This window comes from Alteromonas sp. D210916BOD_24, from assembly GCF_047159385.1.
In the GTDB taxonomy this organism is placed as follows: domain Bacteria; phylum Pseudomonadota; class Gammaproteobacteria; order Enterobacterales; family Alteromonadaceae; genus Alteromonas.
Window position 1 is genome coordinate 3,093,396 of sequence record NZ_AP038333.1, and the last position, 17,735, is coordinate 3,111,130.

General features: G+C 46.0%; 11 protein-coding genes. 8 read left to right on the plus strand and 3 right to left on the minus strand.

Going from position 1 to position 17,735, the window contains the following annotated elements:
• Positions 1-21: 21 nt before the first annotated feature.
• The 6 genes from ACMCM8_RS13440 to ACMCM8_RS13465 all read left to right on the plus strand — a co-directional run bounded on the left by ACMCM8_RS13440 (position 22) and on the right by ACMCM8_RS13465 (position 8,970).
• The gene (locus tag ACMCM8_RS13440; RefSeq protein WP_412723120.1) at positions 22-1,524 is read left to right on the plus strand and encodes a tryptophan halogenase family protein; all 1,503 of its coding nucleotides are present in this window, start codon (positions 22-24) and stop codon (positions 1,522-1,524) included.
• Positions 1,521-2,183, plus strand: coding sequence for a DUF6445 family protein (locus ACMCM8_RS13445; RefSeq protein ID WP_412723121.1), 663 nt, complete (start codon positions 1,521-1,523; stop codon positions 2,181-2,183). The genes ACMCM8_RS13440 and ACMCM8_RS13445 overlap by 4 nt, the downstream gene beginning before the upstream one ends.
• 357 nt (positions 2,184-2,540) lie before the next feature.
• The gene (locus ACMCM8_RS13450; protein WP_412723122.1) at positions 2,541-5,594 is read left to right on the plus strand and encodes a TonB-dependent receptor; all 3,054 of its coding nucleotides are present in this window, start codon (positions 2,541-2,543) and stop codon (positions 5,592-5,594) included.
• A 71-nt stretch (positions 5,595-5,665) separates the two neighbouring features.
• Positions 5,666-6,418: a SapC family protein gene (locus ACMCM8_RS13455; RefSeq protein ID WP_412723123.1), complete on the plus strand. Its 753-nt coding sequence runs from the start codon at positions 5,666-5,668 to the stop codon at positions 6,416-6,418.
• Positions 6,415-7,449, plus strand: a complete 1,035-nt coding sequence (locus tag ACMCM8_RS13460; protein ID WP_412723124.1) for a cupin-like domain-containing protein — start codon at positions 6,415-6,417, stop codon at positions 7,447-7,449. Before ACMCM8_RS13455 ends, ACMCM8_RS13460 begins: the two co-directional genes overlap by 4 nt.
• Before the next feature lie 9 nt (positions 7,450-7,458).
• On the plus strand, positions 7,459-8,970 hold the full coding sequence (locus ACMCM8_RS13465; protein WP_412723125.1) for a tryptophan halogenase family protein: 1,512 nt from the start codon (positions 7,459-7,461) through the stop codon (positions 8,968-8,970).
• A gap of 83 nt (positions 8,971-9,053) precedes the next feature.
• On the opposite strand, the gene ACMCM8_RS13470 is transcribed toward ACMCM8_RS13465, so the two are convergent.
• From ACMCM8_RS13470 to tkt, 3 genes are all read right to left on the minus strand, one after another.
• Positions 9,054-10,181, minus strand: coding sequence for an endo-1,4-beta-xylanase (locus tag ACMCM8_RS13470; RefSeq protein ID WP_412723126.1), 1,128 nt, complete (start codon positions 10,179-10,181; stop codon positions 9,054-9,056).
• Positions 10,182-10,194: 13 nt separating this feature from the next.
• A complete protein-coding gene (locus ACMCM8_RS13475) occupies positions 10,195-12,918 on the minus strand; it encodes a glycoside hydrolase family 3 C-terminal domain-containing protein (RefSeq protein WP_412723127.1) in 2,724 nt (907 codons plus the stop codon).
• A 153-nt stretch (positions 12,919-13,071) separates the two neighbouring features.
• Positions 13,072-15,081 (minus strand): transketolase, encoded by a 2,010-nt coding sequence (gene tkt, locus ACMCM8_RS13480; protein ID WP_412723128.1) that lies wholly within the window; start codon positions 15,079-15,081, stop codon positions 13,072-13,074.
• A 348-nt stretch (positions 15,082-15,429) separates the two neighbouring features.
• On the opposite strand from tkt, the gene ACMCM8_RS13485 reads away from it, so the two are divergent.
• Positions 15,430-15,972: a hypothetical protein gene (locus tag ACMCM8_RS13485; protein ID WP_412723129.1), complete on the plus strand. Its 543-nt coding sequence runs from the start codon at positions 15,430-15,432 to the stop codon at positions 15,970-15,972.
• 3 nt (positions 15,973-15,975) lie between these two features.
• Positions 15,976-17,733 (plus strand): OmpA family protein, encoded by a 1,758-nt coding sequence (locus ACMCM8_RS13490; RefSeq protein WP_412723130.1) that lies wholly within the window; start codon positions 15,976-15,978, stop codon positions 17,731-17,733.
• Positions 17,734-17,735 lie beyond the last annotated feature (2 nt).

Below are 17,735 nucleotides of genomic sequence, written 5' to 3' on the forward strand. Positions count from 1 at the left end.
TTTTCATTTTTGGGAAACGTCATGCAGTCACCACTCAAAAAAATTATTGTTCTTGGTGGTGGTTCATCTGGATGGATGACCGCTGCTGCACTGGGAAAAATACTGAAAAGCCACCCTTGTGAAATTCAGGTTATCGAGTCTGAAGACATTGGTACTGTTGGTGTTGGTGAAGCCACTATCCCGCAAATTTTGCTCTTTAACGACCTAATTGGGCTGGACGAAAATACCTTTATTGAACGTACTCAGGGCACCTTTAAACTGGGAATTCAATTTAAAGATTGGCGCAAGGTTGGTCATAGCTATTATCACGCTTTCGGTGAAGTGGGCAAAAACATGGAAGGCGTCCATTTCTATCACTATTGGCTTAAAATGCGCCAACAGGGTAAAGCGGCACCTTTAGACGAATACACCCTTTCATCGTTAGCGTGTAACGAAAAACGCTTTATGCGCCCTTTTGACGCAGGCAATTCTCCTCTTTCAAACATTGCCTACGCATTTCACTTTGATGCGGGCTTATACGCAAAGTTTTTGCGTGAGTGCGCTGAAGGCCACGGTGTCGTTCGCACAGAGGGAAAAGTCACCCACGTCAATCAACACCCAAGTGGCGATATCGCGTCATTGGTGTTGGAAAATGGCGATGTCCACGAGGCCGACTTTTTTATCGATTGCTCGGGTTTCCGTGCACTTCTCATAGAACAAACGCTAAAAGTAGGTTACGAAGATTGGCGACATTGGCTACCCTGCGATCGAGCTGTGGCTGCGCCATCAAGCTTAACCGAAGCCCCTTGGCCTTTCACTCGCGCTGCTGCTCAACAGGCTGGCTGGCAATGGCGCATCCCATTGCAGCATCGGGTGGGCAATGGGCACGTATATAGCAGCGAGTTTATGAGTGATCGCCAAGCCCAAGACACGCTTGTTAATAATATCGATGGTGAGTTATTAGCAGACCCAAGACTCATCAAATTTGTGACCGGAAAACGCAACAAATTTTGGCACAAAAACTGTCTTGCGATAGGTTTATCGGGTGGCTTCATGGAGCCTTTGGAGTCAACCAGCCTGCACCTTGTACAAGTCGCAATCTCTAAATTTTTTAGCTTCTTTCCCTTTAGTACGCCCTCTCAAGGTGATATCGACGAATACAACGCACAGATGGATTTTGAATTCACCCGCATAAGGGATTTTCTCATTCTGCATTATCATGTCACTGAACGCGAGGACACGCCCTTCTGGCGCTACTGTAAAAACATGTCAATACCAGACACACTTCAGGAGAAAATCGATCAATTTAAAACTAATGGAAGAATCAATCGCTTTAACAATGAGTTATTTAACGATCTTAGTTGGTTTGAAGTCATGTACGGACAAGGGTTACGCCCACAAGGCTATCACGGACTGGCCGATATTTTTTCCGAGGATGAACTGGCGAAGCGACTGAAAGGGATCCAACGTGTGGTAAGAAAATCAGTAGATTACATGCCCACGCATGCTGAGTTTATTGCAAATACATGCCCGGCAAAACCATGAGTGGAATCTCTACGATCCCCGTTCCCGATTCAGAATATAGGGTCTTAATTATTGATGACTTTATTCCTGGACCAAATAAGTTAATCGATTATGCACTATCAAGCGGACGGGCGCCCCGCTCAGAGAAGCGTTATCCAGGAATGCGAATGCCAGTACCAACTGGCTATTTGCGTTATGCTTTAGCAACTATCAACGTTGCATTAAGACAATGCCATTTCTCTCATACCTTAGCAGCGGGTGAAGCATACTTTGCTATGGTCACTACTCCACCTTCAGCGCTGACTACGGAACAACGTATTCCCCATTTTGATCGCCCCTATACTGATCAATATGCATTAGTACACTATTTATGTGCGCCCTCTTTTGGAGGCACCAGTATTTATCAATACAATCCCACCGGTCAGATAGCGGTTACACAAGATAATCTCGTTTCGTATCAGCAAAGCCTGTCTCGGGAGCTCAACAATCGAGCTACACCACAAGGTTATATCAATGGCAGTACCGATTTATTTAAACAAATTGTCGATGTGCCCTGTGTTTTTAATCGCGCGGTTATTTACCCCTGCGCCCTGTTACATTCAGGCAATATTCCTCCCGATTTCACTCCAGATCTCAATCCTTACACGGGGCGTTTCACTGTTACCGCCTTCTTTCATTAACTTCTTAGAATCGCAATCGTTTAAAAAGTGCCAGTACTTAACCCAGAACCGGACCACCGATAGCAAAAGCCAAAATTAATAATTTATAAGTTAATTTAAATAATCTTTGTAGCAATTCGAAATAGAAAAAATACCCGTGTTAACAAATAAAATAATGGCTAAAGGCTTTGTCACAGTGGAAAAATTAACATGCCATTAACAGGAGTGAACCAGGTGTATTAGCACACCACTATTTTCAGCATTTACTGTTACCGCAGCTTGTTTCGTACACGTTGTTGGTCTCTAAGAGTAATTCGAGGTTGTTGATAATAAAAAACAGGAATGGCAACAGCGAATATCCCAAACAGGACACAACACATGAAAAAGCCACCCCTTTTTAAACAGTCTATGGTGACTAAAGCGGTCTCAGTACTACTTGGTACCGCGACGATACTTCCCGTCGCCGCACAAACTGAGGATCCAGTAGAAGTGATTGAAGTTACCGGACTTCGATCTAGTTTGGCAGAAGCCGCCTCAATAAAACGTGAGTCAATTGGTGTCGTCGACGCCATTTCGGCAGAAGATATTGGTAAATTTCCCGATACTAACTTAGCGGAATCCCTACAACGTATTACCGGTGTATCCATAAGCCGCACCAATGGTGAAGGCAACGAAATTACTGTTCGTGGTTTCGGTGGAAGTAATAATATGATCACGCTCAATGGCCGTATGATGCCGGCTGCCCAAACATACGGTGGCGGCAGTGGTGCTGACGGCACCACCCGTGGTGGCAGTACGCGAGCCTTCGACTTTGCCAACCTCGCATCTGAAGGCATTAGAGGTGTTGAAGTTTACAAAACAAGTAAAGCCAATATCGCCACTGGAGGAATTGGAGCTACGGTTAACATTAAAACCGCACGTCCGCTGCAAAACCCAGGATTTCAAGCAACCTTGGGCGCTAAAGCCGTTCATGATACAACTAATCGCGCAGGTGACGATGTCACCCCTGAGTTGTCCGGTTTAATTAACTGGACTGATGAAGACGCCAAATTTGGTGTGGCACTAACCGGGAGTATACAAGAACGTCACTCTGGTTATGTCGGCGCCACGGTCAACGATTGGAACATTGGGGTTTGGGGCGATCCTAACGACCCAGATACCTTGTTTAATAACTCAGGGGATATCTATCAAAATGCGCCAGAAGTAGGTCAGTTATATGCCCGCCCTAACGATTTGCGTTATGCGTTTTCAGACACAGAGAGAACAAGAACTAATGCCCAACTTACCCTGCAATATGCTGCCAGTGACAATTTAGTCGCAACATTGGACTATCTGTATGCAGAAAACGATATTCAGGAACATCGCGGTGAAATCACCAACTGGGTACAAAATGGTTCTAACGTCACTGCCGTTATATTTGATGATGGTCCAGTTGCCACGCCAATCTACATTGCAGAATCTTATCCAGGTACCGTCGATGAGGGTTATGAGCAGCAATGGCGGGAACAAACCAACACACTGAATTCTGTAGGCGTTAACTTCGAATATATGGCATCTGACAACTTGATCCTGTCTCTTGATGCGCATAACTCAAAAATGGAAAGTCTTCCTAGCGGCCCGAGTGACAATGCCGCATCAGGTGAAATTGCGGTAGGTGTAGGCTCCCCGACAGTCACCTCTCGTGAATGGTGGTTCGACACCGAGCTTCCTACGTATCGCAACGTCTATGACGACAGCGTCCGTGGTAATGGCAATGGTACAATCGATGCTGGTGATGTGGGCTCTTCTATTCTGCGCTTCCGCCATGCATCTCAGGAAACCGAAATTACCCAACTAAAACTCGACGGCAAATGGATGTTCGACGAGGGTGAAATCGATTTTGGTGTAGAAACCCGTGCAATGGAAATGGTGGCTCGTCAAACAGCTGGTGACAATATGACGTTAGGTAACTGGGGCATTGCTAATCCCGGCGAATTCTCAGACGGTCTGTTACAACCTATTGATGTGGGTGCCTTGTTTGATGATTTCGATACTGGGCAAAGTCAAGGAATTGGATTTATAGGCGATCCCATAGCGATGGCCAGAGAAGGTATCGCGCTGTACCCCAGTGATGCAAACTTTTTTGGTGTCAGTAGCGTGTTTTCCAATAACGATGTAGTAGAAGAAGACACCATGGCGGCCTACTTTCAAGTGACTATGAGCGGAGAACTTGGGGGTATGCAGGCCAACTTTATGGCCGGTGTTCGCTATGAAAAAACCGATGTGACCTCATCGTCATTGGTGACGCCTCCCAGCTATCTCATTTGGGAGAACAACAATGACTTTAGCTTGTTTACCGATCCTAACACCGAAACCTTGCCACTTTCAGTAAAAGCAGATTATGACCACCTGTTACCCAGCGTAGACTTCGACATTATGCTCACTGATGAAGTAAAAGCGCGGTTCTCATACAGTAAAACTATTGCCCGCGCGGGCTATGGTGATTTACGCGTATCGCCAAGTGGTTTTGGTACGAGTGGCTCCACACTGAATGGAACGCGCGCAACTGCCAGTTCATCTAACCCAGGGTTATTGCCCCTTGAGTCAGACAACTTCGATGTGTCTGCTGAATGGTATTTCGATGACAACAGTTACGCGTCTATCGGCTTCTTTGAAAAACGAGTGGCAAATTTCATCGGTACAGGACAAGAAGATCGCACCTTCTTTGGCATACTTGACCAAACCAATGGGCCGCGTGCAATTGCTGCTGCAGAGGCGCTGAGAGAACGCGGATTTGCTGTCGACGACACCTCTTTATTCGCCATGATGGTGCTACTTGAACACCCAGAGGCATTCCCTAACGGTGCTGATGACTACACAGGAAGTGCAGATCAACTGCTACAACTAGGGGAAACTCCGGGGTGGGATATTATTCCAGAGAGCGGTGATCCTGAGATGGTATTCCGTACCAGTTTGCCGCAAAACAACCGCGAAGCTAAGCTTTACGGTACTGAAATAGCAGTACAACACTTCTTTGGTGAAAGCGGATTTGGTTTCCAGGCCAACTATACCTTAGTAAGAGGAGATATTGGCTTTGACAACGAAGGTAACCCGGATGAATCACAATTCGCCCTTGCAGGGTTAAGTGATACGGCTAACTTAGTGCTCATTTATGACAAAGACGGATTAACTGCCAGGGTAGCCTATAACTGGCGTGATAAATACCTCAATCGCATTAATTACCGCGGCTCAAATAACCCCACCTATGTGGAAGGCTATGCACAAATAGATGCCAACGTGAGCTACGCTTTTAATGACCAACTTACCGTGTTTGTTGAAGGCATTAACATTACCGGAGAAGATCGTCGTGAACATGGACGCACGCGAAATCAACTGTGGTATTTAGAAGACTTAGGTGCTCGCTATCAATTAGGTGTACGCTATAACTTCTGATGGTATAAGTAGTATAAGCGCAGCCGGAAAGCATACTGGCTGCGCCGCTTTTTAATCGGAACGAATAAACAATGCCTGACTTGCAATTACTCAATAATATTACACATAAAGATTTGCGGGTAACGCCTCACTACGGCGCCCAGTATGGCGACAATATAGGCAGCGTCCAAGTCTTTCCCAGCGAATTTGAAGCCTTACACAAAGAATATCCAGTACTGCTTCGTCGCCATTCTGAGAAAGGTCTGCAAGCCGTAGCGCTTTTAGGAATATCAAGCGGTGAAAATTTATATCTCAGTGAACATTACGCTAACCCGCCCTCCGCCGGAAGTTGGATGGCTCGGTATGTTCCAGGAATACTGGCCAAAGGCCCATTTTTGATTGGTTACCAAGAACAAAATGGTATCCGCAATGCTGTTGTTCACGTGGACATGTCACATCCCAAAATAGTCCAAGACACTGCGTTATCCGGGCAGCAGATATTTTTACCACAGGGGGGCGAAAGCGACTACCTACAGAATATTGCCAACATATTGAATCAATTACATCAGGGACAAGATGAAGCAACATCATTTTATAACGCATTGGATGAATTAAACCTGCTCACGCCAGTAAATCTTTCTATCACCCTTAAATCAGGTGACAAGGTTTCGGTTCAAGGGCATGAAACGATATGCACAGAAACGTTTGCATCCTTGCCCGGCGAGGTCATGGCGCAATTGCATAAAAAAGGGTGGTTAGCTTACATTTTCTATCTACAGAATGCGTTGTCAAACGTAGCATGGCTAATAGATATGAAAAATGCGCTGGAGTACACTCGGCGGTGAATTCCCCTCTATGGCGACCAATAGAAGAGCGATTTGACGTTCATCTTGATACCGATTTACCGACCATCGTGACTGAAGGGAAACCCGTAGTGCTGAGAGGTTTGATAGCGTCATGGCCATCAGTTCAAGACGCCTGTGATACCCAAGCGTTAATGACTCGCCTAAAGGATCATTACAACGGTCAGCCCACCATGATCTATCAAGCTGAGCGAAATGTAAAAGGCCGTTATGCATACACTGAGGATATATCGTCATTAAATTATCAAAGTGTACGAGGCAACGTGGCCGAGATGCTTGATGAAATTCTGGCTACGTTGGACAAGCCTGATGCACCAAGTCGATATGTGGCCTCCAACCAATTACACACGCATTTTCCGGGGTTTCTCGATTCCAACTCATTAACCCTTCCACAATCTGTTTTAGCCCCTGATAATTCACCTCCCCTAGCCAGCATTTGGATCGGCAATCATTCTATTGCCTGTGCGCATTTTGACGCATTAGAAAACATTGCGTGTTGTGTCGCCGGAAGGCGTCAATTTAATTTGTTTCCCCCAAACCAAGTGGCAAATTTATATCCTGGGCCACTTCACCTTACCCCAGGTGGTCAACCCGTTACCCTAGTCGATATTCACGATCCAGATCTATCTCGATTCCCACGTTACAAAGTTGCGCAACAACACGGCTATCAAACCGAACTACAGCCGGGCGATGCTATCTATATTCCGACTATGTGGTGGCATCAGGTAGAAGGGCTAAGTGCTTTTAATGTCATGGTAAATTATTGGTGGAACCAATCGCCCCGTTATCAGGCCAGTGGAATGAACGCATTGTTTCACGGGTTATTAGCAATTCGAGACAAATCAGCGGCAGAAAAAGCAGCGTGGCGTGCCTTGTTTGATTATTACATTTTTTCTGACGACGACTCCTGTCGAGAACACATTCCGTTACATGCACAGGGGCCGTTGGCACCGTTAGATGAAAATATGGCGCGCCAACTGCGCGCGTTGTTACTGCGGCAGTTAAATAGATAGGTGAAAGAAATGAAAACCAGTGCGACAGCGAATAAACCACATGTGGTCATTGCCGGTGGTGGCAGTGCTGGATGGATGACCGCTGCGGCGTTGGTTAAAAAGCTGGGACCCCTTCTCCATATTACCTTAATCGAGTCTTCTGACATCCCCACTATTGGCGTAGGAGAAGCCACTATTCCTCCACTTCGGGTTTTTCATCAGCTATTAGGTATTGATGAGGCAACCTTTATGCGCGAGACCTCGGCAACGTTCAAATTGGGAATTGAATTCGCCAATTTTGGCCAACTACACGATCGTTACATTCACTCATTTGGACAAACTGGGCAATCCAGTTGGTTGGCTGAGTTTATCCATTTTTGGCGCGAGGGAGTAGATCGCGGCGTAGCGGCGGATTACGGCAGCTATTGCCTTGAACTTGAAGCTGCAAAAGCGAATAAATTCTTTACCTCAGGACAAAATTCACCGCTTAATTATGCTTATCACCTGGATGCTGGTGCCTATGCGAGCTTTTTGAAAAAGCTCGCCATAGAAGCAGGTGTCACTCACATCACAGACACGATAGAACAGGTCAAATTGGATGACCAAGGGAATATTGATTGTTTACAACTAGCCAATAGTGCTCCCGTGCAGGGTGATCTGTTTATTGATTGTACTGGTTTTCGTTCACGTTTAATCGGTGAAGCCCTTTCAGTGGACTATGAAGACTGGTCTCACTGGTTATTTTGCAACCGTGCTTTAGCTGTCCAAACCGCACTGACACCGCCCCTTAAGCCCTACACCGTGGCTACAGCTCACAGTGCGGGTTGGCGCTGGGAAATCCCTCTTCAACATCGGATGGGAAACGGATTTGTCTATTGTAGTCAGTTTCTCGACGACAGCGACGCCTATGAGCAATTTAGTCAATCTTTACCCAGTGCACCATTGACAGAAATTCGCGATTTGCGGTTTAACACTGGTAGGCGATTAAAAGCCTGGCACAAAAACTGTGTAGCCATCGGCTTGTCGAGTGGTTTTGTAGAGCCAATGGAATCCACCAGCCTGCATTTAATTGTGATGGGGATTACTCGATTAATGCAACTGTTCCCCTACGTTAAAAGTGATCAAACACAAACACTGCAAGACGAGTATAATGCCCAAACTAAAGTTGAACTCGAACGTATACGCGACTTTATAGTGCTGCATTATCACGTCACCAAACGCGACGACTCAGCGTTTTGGCAAGCCTGTCAGGGTATGTCTATCCCCGATTCTTTGTCAGAGCGCATAGCGTTGTTTGAAGAGCACGGACACGCATTTCAAAAGCACAGTGAACTGTTTCGTGTGGATTCTTGGTCACAGGTAATGTTAGGCCAAGGGATCTTACCGAAAAGCTGGCATCCAGCAGCAAAAATGATGAGTGACGACCAGCTAACGATGGCGCTGCGCAAAGGTCAACATGAGATACAGCAACGGGTCGCACAACTTCCCGATCACCAAGCATTTATCCAGCATTATTGCGCTGCTACAAATACTTCTCTGTGAGTGCACCTAATCACGATTTTCGCTAATGTCACGCCAATCCATACAGCAGGCAGTAATGATGCTATAAACCCAACACCCCGCCTCTAGGGAATAAACTGAGTAACATACTGATAAGCCAGTTTGGGTCGACCTTGGCGGTCAAACAGTAGCGGATAGTCAGTACGGCCCCTAATGGGCCAATTGTTTCGCCAAGAATCTGCATCGGACGCCCCCCAAAAAGTTATCCGATCTACATTGTCAGCGTACTTCAAAAATAGGGCGAAAAGCCCCTGATAAGTTTCGGCCAGCTGTTGTTCCTGAGCCTCTGGTAATCTTGACGTATACGGGTCGTATACAGGGTGAGCAGCGAAACTCTGGGTAATATCTGCACCGCTAAATGCATCATCAGGCAAGGGCAACACCGACACATCTAATTCAGTCACTGCAATTGAAAGCCCAGCGTTAACGATAGCTTGCACACTTTGCTCTATCTCGTTTAACGAGGGATAAAACAGGGAATAATGCCCTTGCATACCTATGGCATCGACCTTTTCTCCCGCTTCAAGCAACTGATTGACCAGCGTTATCGCCCCTTCGACTTTCGCTTTTTTATACAAATTAAAATCATTGTAATACAGCTGTGCATCAGGATCGGCAGCTCTAGCATAGCGATAAGCGTATATGAAGTAATCATCACCAATAATGTTGCGCCATGGCGTATCGCGCAATGTGCCATCTTCATTTAACGCTTCATTTACCACATCCCAGCCATACACTTTCCCTTTGTAGCGACCAACGACCGTATCAATGTGATCTTTTAAGCGCACGAGCAATGCGTCCCGGCTTAGCGCGTTTCCCTGACTATCCTGAAACACCCAGTCAGGCGTCTGTTGGTGCCACACTAATGTATGCCCTATTACTTTCGCATCACATTGCTGTGCCATCGTGATAAGCTGATCTGACATTGAAAAATCGTAGGTATCTGGTGTGGGGTGTATATGTTCCCATTTCATCGCATTTTCGGCAGTGAAAGCATTGAACTCACGACAAGACAACGAGGATGAAAGAGACGGAGGCTTTTTCAAATCACTGGATTTAATAGCGGTTCCTACCAGAAAACTCCCTTGGTACAACTGCGCGATGCTAATTGATGCGGTTGCAGCCCAGCTAGATGGCAATAAGAATAACGATGACCAGAGTAACCCCATTCCTTTCACAAGTCTGATGTTCATCTTCACAGTCCTTTTATTGCAGGGTTACACTAGCATGAGTAATTTGAGACCCACTGACATAGTCAGGTTGGCCATCCCCTACATACACTTCCAACTTGCCAGTATATGGCACCTTGTTACCGTCGTTGTCGATATAGACTAATTCTTCAGCGGGCACATTAAGTGTTATGGTGGTTTCTTGACCCTGCGATAACGCTGTTCGGGTAAACCCTTTAAGACTGACATTAGGGGTTTTGACTGGCGCGTCTGGCATGCGGACATACAATTGAGTTACCTGATCTGCATCGTATTTTCCGCTGTTTTTAAGCGTTACTGATACGGTTAAGTCACTCCCTGAGGCAACTTGTGCTGGTGCGGCTAGTCCACTGTATTGCATCTGTGAGTAACCCAAACCGTAACCAAACGGGTACAATACTTCACCATCAAAATAGCGATACGTGCGATTGGTCATTGCATAATCATCAAACGCAGCAAAACCGGACAAGTCACGGTAAAAAGTCACAGGTAATCTCCCTGATGGGCTCACCTCTCCCCACAGCACGTTCGCCAACGCAGTACCTGTTGCTTCACCGGGATAGAACGCCTGAATAATGGCGTCAACGTGCTCGTTTTCCCAATTCAACGCCATTGCGCTACCACTGAAATTCACCACCACCATGGGTTTGCCCAGTTCATGCATGACTTGAATCAAGGCTTGTTGTTCAGCAGGAAGGCTAATACTGGAACGGTCACCATAGTCAAAACCATCCAGTTTGACTGGCATTTCTTCCCCTTCAATACGCGGAGAAATACCCACGGCCATTACAATCACATCCGCTTTCTCAGCGACCTTTTTCGCTTCACTCAGCAAATCAGTTGTCTGATTTACCCAACGCAGTTGCCATTCTCGAAGCAAATTATCAGCGGTATTGGTCACCGGATCGGTCGCAAAGATGTATTCAATTTCAAGCGCATACGATTGCCCAGCCAGTAGAGAGATTGCTCCCGTTACTGCCTGACCATCAATAGTTATGTGCCCCTTTCCATCAAACAGATACTCACCGGATTGCACAGGTATAAGTTCGGCGCTGACCACCATTGAGTAGTCTTCCAATAGCTTGCCAGACACTGGCGAATACATTTGTCTAACCGTTAACGACTCAAGCGTCTCTTGCAGTACCGCTTGTCCAATCCTTTTTGAAGGAAAGTGAGGTTGACGATAGTCACTCATCTTCTCGCGTTCGACAGCATAATATTCTACTTTAGCACCCGGTATTTGATTGCCTTCACTGTCTCGATGAAATAAAACCTGCTTGTCTAAAGTCTGCCAATGACCATAAATATCAGCAATGAGAGCGCTGCCTGGCGCATATTCTACGTTCTCATCTCCCAAGTAATGAGATAGACCATCCACCACTGTTACCGGATTAATCGGCAAGCCATTGTAGTTGCCGAGCAAGACATCTACATTGTCGCCATTAGGCCCTATGACCGCCACTTTCACTCCTGCTTTAAGGGGCAAAACGCCATTATTTTTGAGCAATACTAACGACTTTTCACTGGCTTTCTGGGTCAACGCGAGATGGGCTTCAGAACCCACAGTATTCAGTGAAATGGAAGAAAAAGGTACACTGCTATCAGGATCAAACATGCCCAGCTTAAAACGCGTCATAAATAAGCGCTCTACCGCTTGGTCAATCAGGGCTTCATCGATAAACCCCTTTTGAACGGCAAAGCTTAAATTGGCAAAACTGCTTAGGCGGCCTGTTCCACAATTCAAATCCGTACCACTACTCACAGCCCATGCCGCGGCCACTGCCGGAGAACGGGTAACATCATGGGCTTTCGGATCGTAAAAATCCGCGATGGCACCACAATCTGACATCACGTGACCGTCGAAATGATATTGCTCCCGTAAAATCTCTTTCAGTAACATGTCTGAACCACATGCAGGCTGCCCGTTGACCCTGTTATAAGCGCACATTACCGCTTCTACATCGGCCTCAACAACGGCCTTCTCAAAGGCTGGTAAATAGGTTTCATAAAGATCTTTGTTTGACACTACATAGTTGTCAGAATGACGGGTGATCTCCGGGCCGTTGTGAACCGCGAAGTGCTTTGCTGTGGCGGCCGTTTTCAAGTATGTATCGTCATTACCTTGTAGCCCCTGGATAAAAGAAACACCCAACTCACCAGTTAAAAAAGGATCTTCACCGTAGGTTTCCTGTCCTCTTCCCCATCGCGGATCGCGAAAAATATTGATGTTCGGCGACCAGTAAGTCAGTCCTGCGTAGCGATGAGAAATACCCTGTCGTTTAAATTCATGGTGCTTGGCGCGCCCTTCATCAGAAATCGCCGTGGCAATTTCATTTAGAAAGGCTTTATCCCACATGGCCGCCATGCCAATAGCTTGTGGGAAAACTGTGGCCTCACCGGCTCTAGCCACGCCGTGTAATGCTTCATTCCAGTAATCGTAAGCGGGTACACCTAAACGTGCTATTGCAGGTGCATCGTTATACATCTGTGCGACTTTTTCTTCGAGGGTCATACTCCCCACTAAAGCTTCCACCCGCTGAGGTAAAGGCAACGATGTATTTAAGTAGTCGGCTTTCTGTTCGACTGTAGCCGGAGTTCCTTGCGAGGTATTTTCTGATGTCTGAGTACAGCCTGCAACTATCAAGGTAAAAGGCAAAACAGCGAAAGCTGCGCTTCTTTTTACCGCATTAACAGTGAAATTTAGCGTAAAGTGAGATTTCATATCTGAACCACCCTAATTGAGTTAAGGGCACAATAACCCATTCAGACCCAGTTACAATTGCACTGACGCATAACGTAAATGAAATGTAAAAAAACGCTAATTAAGCAAGGTAGAAGATGGCAGTGACGCGTCAGTAACGCATCACTTCAACGCTCATTTAACGGCTTTATCCAGCAACGCCGACGCGGTGGCTATGGCATTGTCTACAGTGAAACCGAAGTGTTCTAACAATACGTTGCCTGGTGCAGATTCGCCGAATCGCGCCATCCCGATTATTGCGCCATCGGTCCCAACGTATTTGTACCAAAAGTCCACGTGAGCCGCTTCGATAGCCAATTTAGGAATTGCTCTAGGCAAAACAGACGCGCGGTATCCCTCATCTTGACTATCAAATCGAGTTGTACTTGGCATAGATACCACTCGCGTTGCGACGTTGTGTTGAGCTAATTGCTGAGCCGCTTCAACCGCAATGGCGACTTCTGAACCAGTCGCGATAATAATCAACTGAGGCGGGTCATTGGGCTCAACTAACACATACCCACCTCGCTCGATAGCATCGATTTGTTCTGGAGTACGGGATTGAGCCTGTGTTGCTTGACGAGAAAATACCAAAGCGCTCGGCCCTTGTTGGCGCAATATTGCCTGGCGCCATGCTTGTGCTGATTCGGTGGCATCACAGGGTCGCCAGGTTTCAAGTTGAGGTGTCATTCTCAAATTAGCTAGTTGCTCTATCGGTTGGTGCGTAGGACCATCTTCTCCCTGACCGATTGAATCATGGGTATATACAAAAATACTGGGCACTTTCATTAAGGCGGCCATGCGAACGGCATTGCGTGCATACTCCATAAACATTAAGAAGGTTCCACCATAAACAGTAAAGCCACCGTGCAATGCAATCCCATTCATAATGGCACTCATACCAAACTCTCGAACACCGTAGTAAATATAATTTCCTGCCGCATCGTCCTGTAAACCTTTTGCATATGGCCATAAGGTTAAATTTGAACCCGCTAAGTCGGCAGAACCGCCCATCAATTCCGGCAAAAGTGAGGCATAGTAGGTTATTGCATTTTGCGACGCTTTACGGGTTGCCATATTCGCAGCGTCCTGTTGGCAGCTTTCTACATACGCTTTGGACTTTGATGCAAAGTCAGTGGGTAAAGCACGACGTACTACTCTTCGATTAAACTCTTCTGCAAGGCTTGGGTACTCATCGCGGTATTTTTCATATACGGCTTGCCACTTCAATTCCCTGACTCTGCCGCTGTCTATGGCGTTCCACTGGGCATATATACTGTCAGGTACGTGAAAGGGAGGATGAGGCCAGTCTAGTTGGTGGCGTACCTGCACTATCTCTTCTTCGCCAAGTGGCGCACCGTGACAATCATGGCTGCCCGATTTATTGGGCGAACCAAAACCAATGGTGGTTTTACAACAAATCAGTGTAGGGCGCTCGGTATCAGACTGTGCAGCGTGAATGGCGTTGGCGATGGCATCAGTATTATGCCCATCGACGTCGCTTATGACATGCCAACCGTACGCTTCAAATCTTTTTACCGTATCGTCACTAAACCACCCCTCCACATGGCCGTCGATAGAGATACCGTTATCGTCCCAAAACACAATCAGTTTACCGAGCATCAACGTCCCAGCTAACGAACACACCTCGTGTGAAATACCTTCCATTAAACAGCCATCGCCTACAAAGCAGTAGGTGTAATGATTGATAATATCGAAGTCGGGGCGATTAAATTGTGCCGCCAACGTTTTTTCGGCTATGGCCATGCCCACTGCATTAGCGATACCCGCCCCCAAAGGCCCAGTAGTTGTTTCTACACCTGGCGTATAGCCGTATTCAGGGTGCCCGGGGGTTTTAGAGTGGAGTTGACGAAACTGTTTTATGTCATCGATGCTTAGGTCATATCCGGTTAAATGCAGCAATGCATAATGCAACATGGAACCATGCCCATTCGAAAGCACAAACCTGTCGCGATTTGCCCAACTGGGATTAGCAGGATTGTGCTGATAAAATTGCTGCCACAACACCGTAGCAATGTCCGCCATGCCCATAGGCGCACCTGGGTGGCCAGATTTAGCGCGTTGTACGGCGTCTACGGTGAGCATGCGAATAGCATTAGCGGCGTTGGAAGAGGTCTTTGGCATATCTGGTTCCGTTCACGAATTAAAAGGAAGATAGGCCTAAGAGGGTAAACAGGCGGATAATCAGCAGCAATCGTCTAGCTGAATTAAGTAATAGCTATATTGAAAATCATCACACTGGAAAAACAAGCAAATTCTGACCTTTCCGGTATGCTTTAGGAATTCAATATGCTGAATCCACAGTATTTTTTGTTCCCCTCATTTGCCAATATTATGCTTATTGAGTATTTCAAAGTGGTTCATTTCCGGCTATTGTAGGAAAATCACACAATGCAGTATTTGCCAGACTTCTGGCCAGCGGCTTAACAGCGCAGAAGGTGCTATCATTCTTCTGGCGCTGGGGGACATACAATGGAAGACAAAAAAAACGCAAATCAAAAGACTGAAGATAAAGCACAGGTAGCAAATAGCACCGATGAGCTCTCTCAGTTACGCGAGATTTTATTTGGGCAAACAAATCGTGCTTTTCGCGCTGATTTATCTGCTTTAGAAGCGCAAGTTGAAGCAAAATTTAGTAAATTGAACGCGCATCTCGATAAACAATTTAGTGACATCCGTAAACTTATTGAAGAACAAATCGCTGGACTCGCCGACCAGCTTGCCAGTTCAAACGATTCCCACGAGAGCGCTCAAGCTCATCTGCAAAACACCACTGATAAACTTCAAAGCGAGTTGGAAATAGCTGAAACCACAGCCAAAAATGATAACGATGCACTTGAAGCACACGTGGTTAAAGAGTTGGAATCTCTGGACAATTTATTTAGTAAGCGTCACAAAGAACTACTCGAAAGACTACAACAGGTGACCAGCGAGCTTTCTGAAAGTAAGACAGACAGAAAAACTCTGGCGAACTTGCTTTCCACTATGGCGTCTAACTTGGCTACCGACAATTAATCAATGACTAACAAGGTAAATTCGTCCGTCACAACAGATGATTCTCTCGATAAAGTTAGAGAATTATTACTTGGTCGCGACGATAAATACATTGCGGACAAGTTTGAAAGTCAGGCTAAACACTATGTCAGCGACGTAGTATCCGAAGCACTGTTAGCCAGAGAAACAAAAGACGGCTCAGTGAACAAGGTACTGGTGCCACTGGTTGAAAAATCGCTGCACCGCTCTATTGAAGCAAACAGTGATAAGATTGTTGGAACACTTTACCCTCTTGTAGGCACATTGGTCAGAAAAGCGTTCTCGTCGTTTATTATCGAATTCGTTGAACGCACCAATGCACTTATTGAGAACAGTTTAAGCCCAAAGAGCGTTTCTTGGCGGTTTAAAGCATGGCAATCAGGCATTAGATACTCTGAATATGTTGCCGCACAGATTTATCAATACCAAGTGCAACAACTTTTCGTAATACATCGTGAAACCGGTACCTTACTTCACAGTATTTCTGCCGATCCGCATAAGCAAAAAGACGCGGATCTAATTTCTTCAATGCTTGTCGCCATCAACGATTTTGTCGCAGATGCTTTTGGGGTAAGTAGCCACAACACTGAAAATGAATTAGGGGAAATCAAAACTGATGATTTTACGCTACTCATTTCCGTCGGCCCACAAGCCATTCTTGTTGCAGCAGTAACGGGGAGCGTCCCACCCTCTATAAGAAGCAAGCTGCAGCAAGCATTGGAAGATTTTCATCAATTCTATCAGCAACCATTATTACAATACGATGGTGATAATGCCCCGTTTGAAGGTTGTGAAACCGTACTGTCTGACTGTTTAGTCAGTGAACGAAAAGATGAAGAAACTAAAAAATCTAAAAACATTATCGGTATAGGTGTACTGTTAATTATTGTAGCTGCTCTGATAGTGCTGTCGTTTATGCGCTTGTCATTGAGTATATTAAAAAGCGAGCTTCAAGAATTGCAATCGACACCGGGACTAGTGGTTACAGACACTTACCTATCTAACGGCCAAGTTTATGCCAAAGTACTTCGAGATCCCGCTGTTATCTCAACGGAAGAATGGCTAGTGTCCAATGATATTGATACTGCTCGCGTAACCGTGATTGAAGAACCCTTTGTCTCACTTAAACCAAATGTGGTAATGAAAAAACTACAAGATACAATAGAGACATTGCCGCTTAGCGAAGATGAAGTATTGGCGTTTACGTCGTCACCACAGCCCAGCCTTTCTGGGCGAGTATACCCCGCTACGGCCAATCGCCTGGCTCAGCAAATGGAGTCTATCCCCGGTATTGCGCAACTTGCCATTTCCCAAAGTGATTTAGACATTGTTCCACACCTAGAGATAGACAAAGGAACCTTACAAAAAGCAGCTCAGGACAGGCTTGTTAATAAAATTTCTGCACAAAGTGTGCTTTTTTCTACTAACCAAGATACGGTTTCTGCAGTACAGTTAGCAAAATTAGAAGAACTTGCACGGGATATTAATGAACTTGCATCCCTTGCCGAGAAGACCAATACTTTTATTAGTGTTGTAGTACTGGGTGCCAGCGACAATTCAGGTGCCAGTGCGCGTAACAAAATTCTCAGTCAAAAACGCGCGGAGAATGTAGTGAACACTTTGATTTCACTTGGTGTAAGTAGTGACCTTGTTATAGCGGTGAGCTTGGGAGAACTTCCGCTTAAGAAGCCTTCGATGGGACGTTCCGTAATGATAAATGTTTTAACCTCCGATGCACAGTAGTA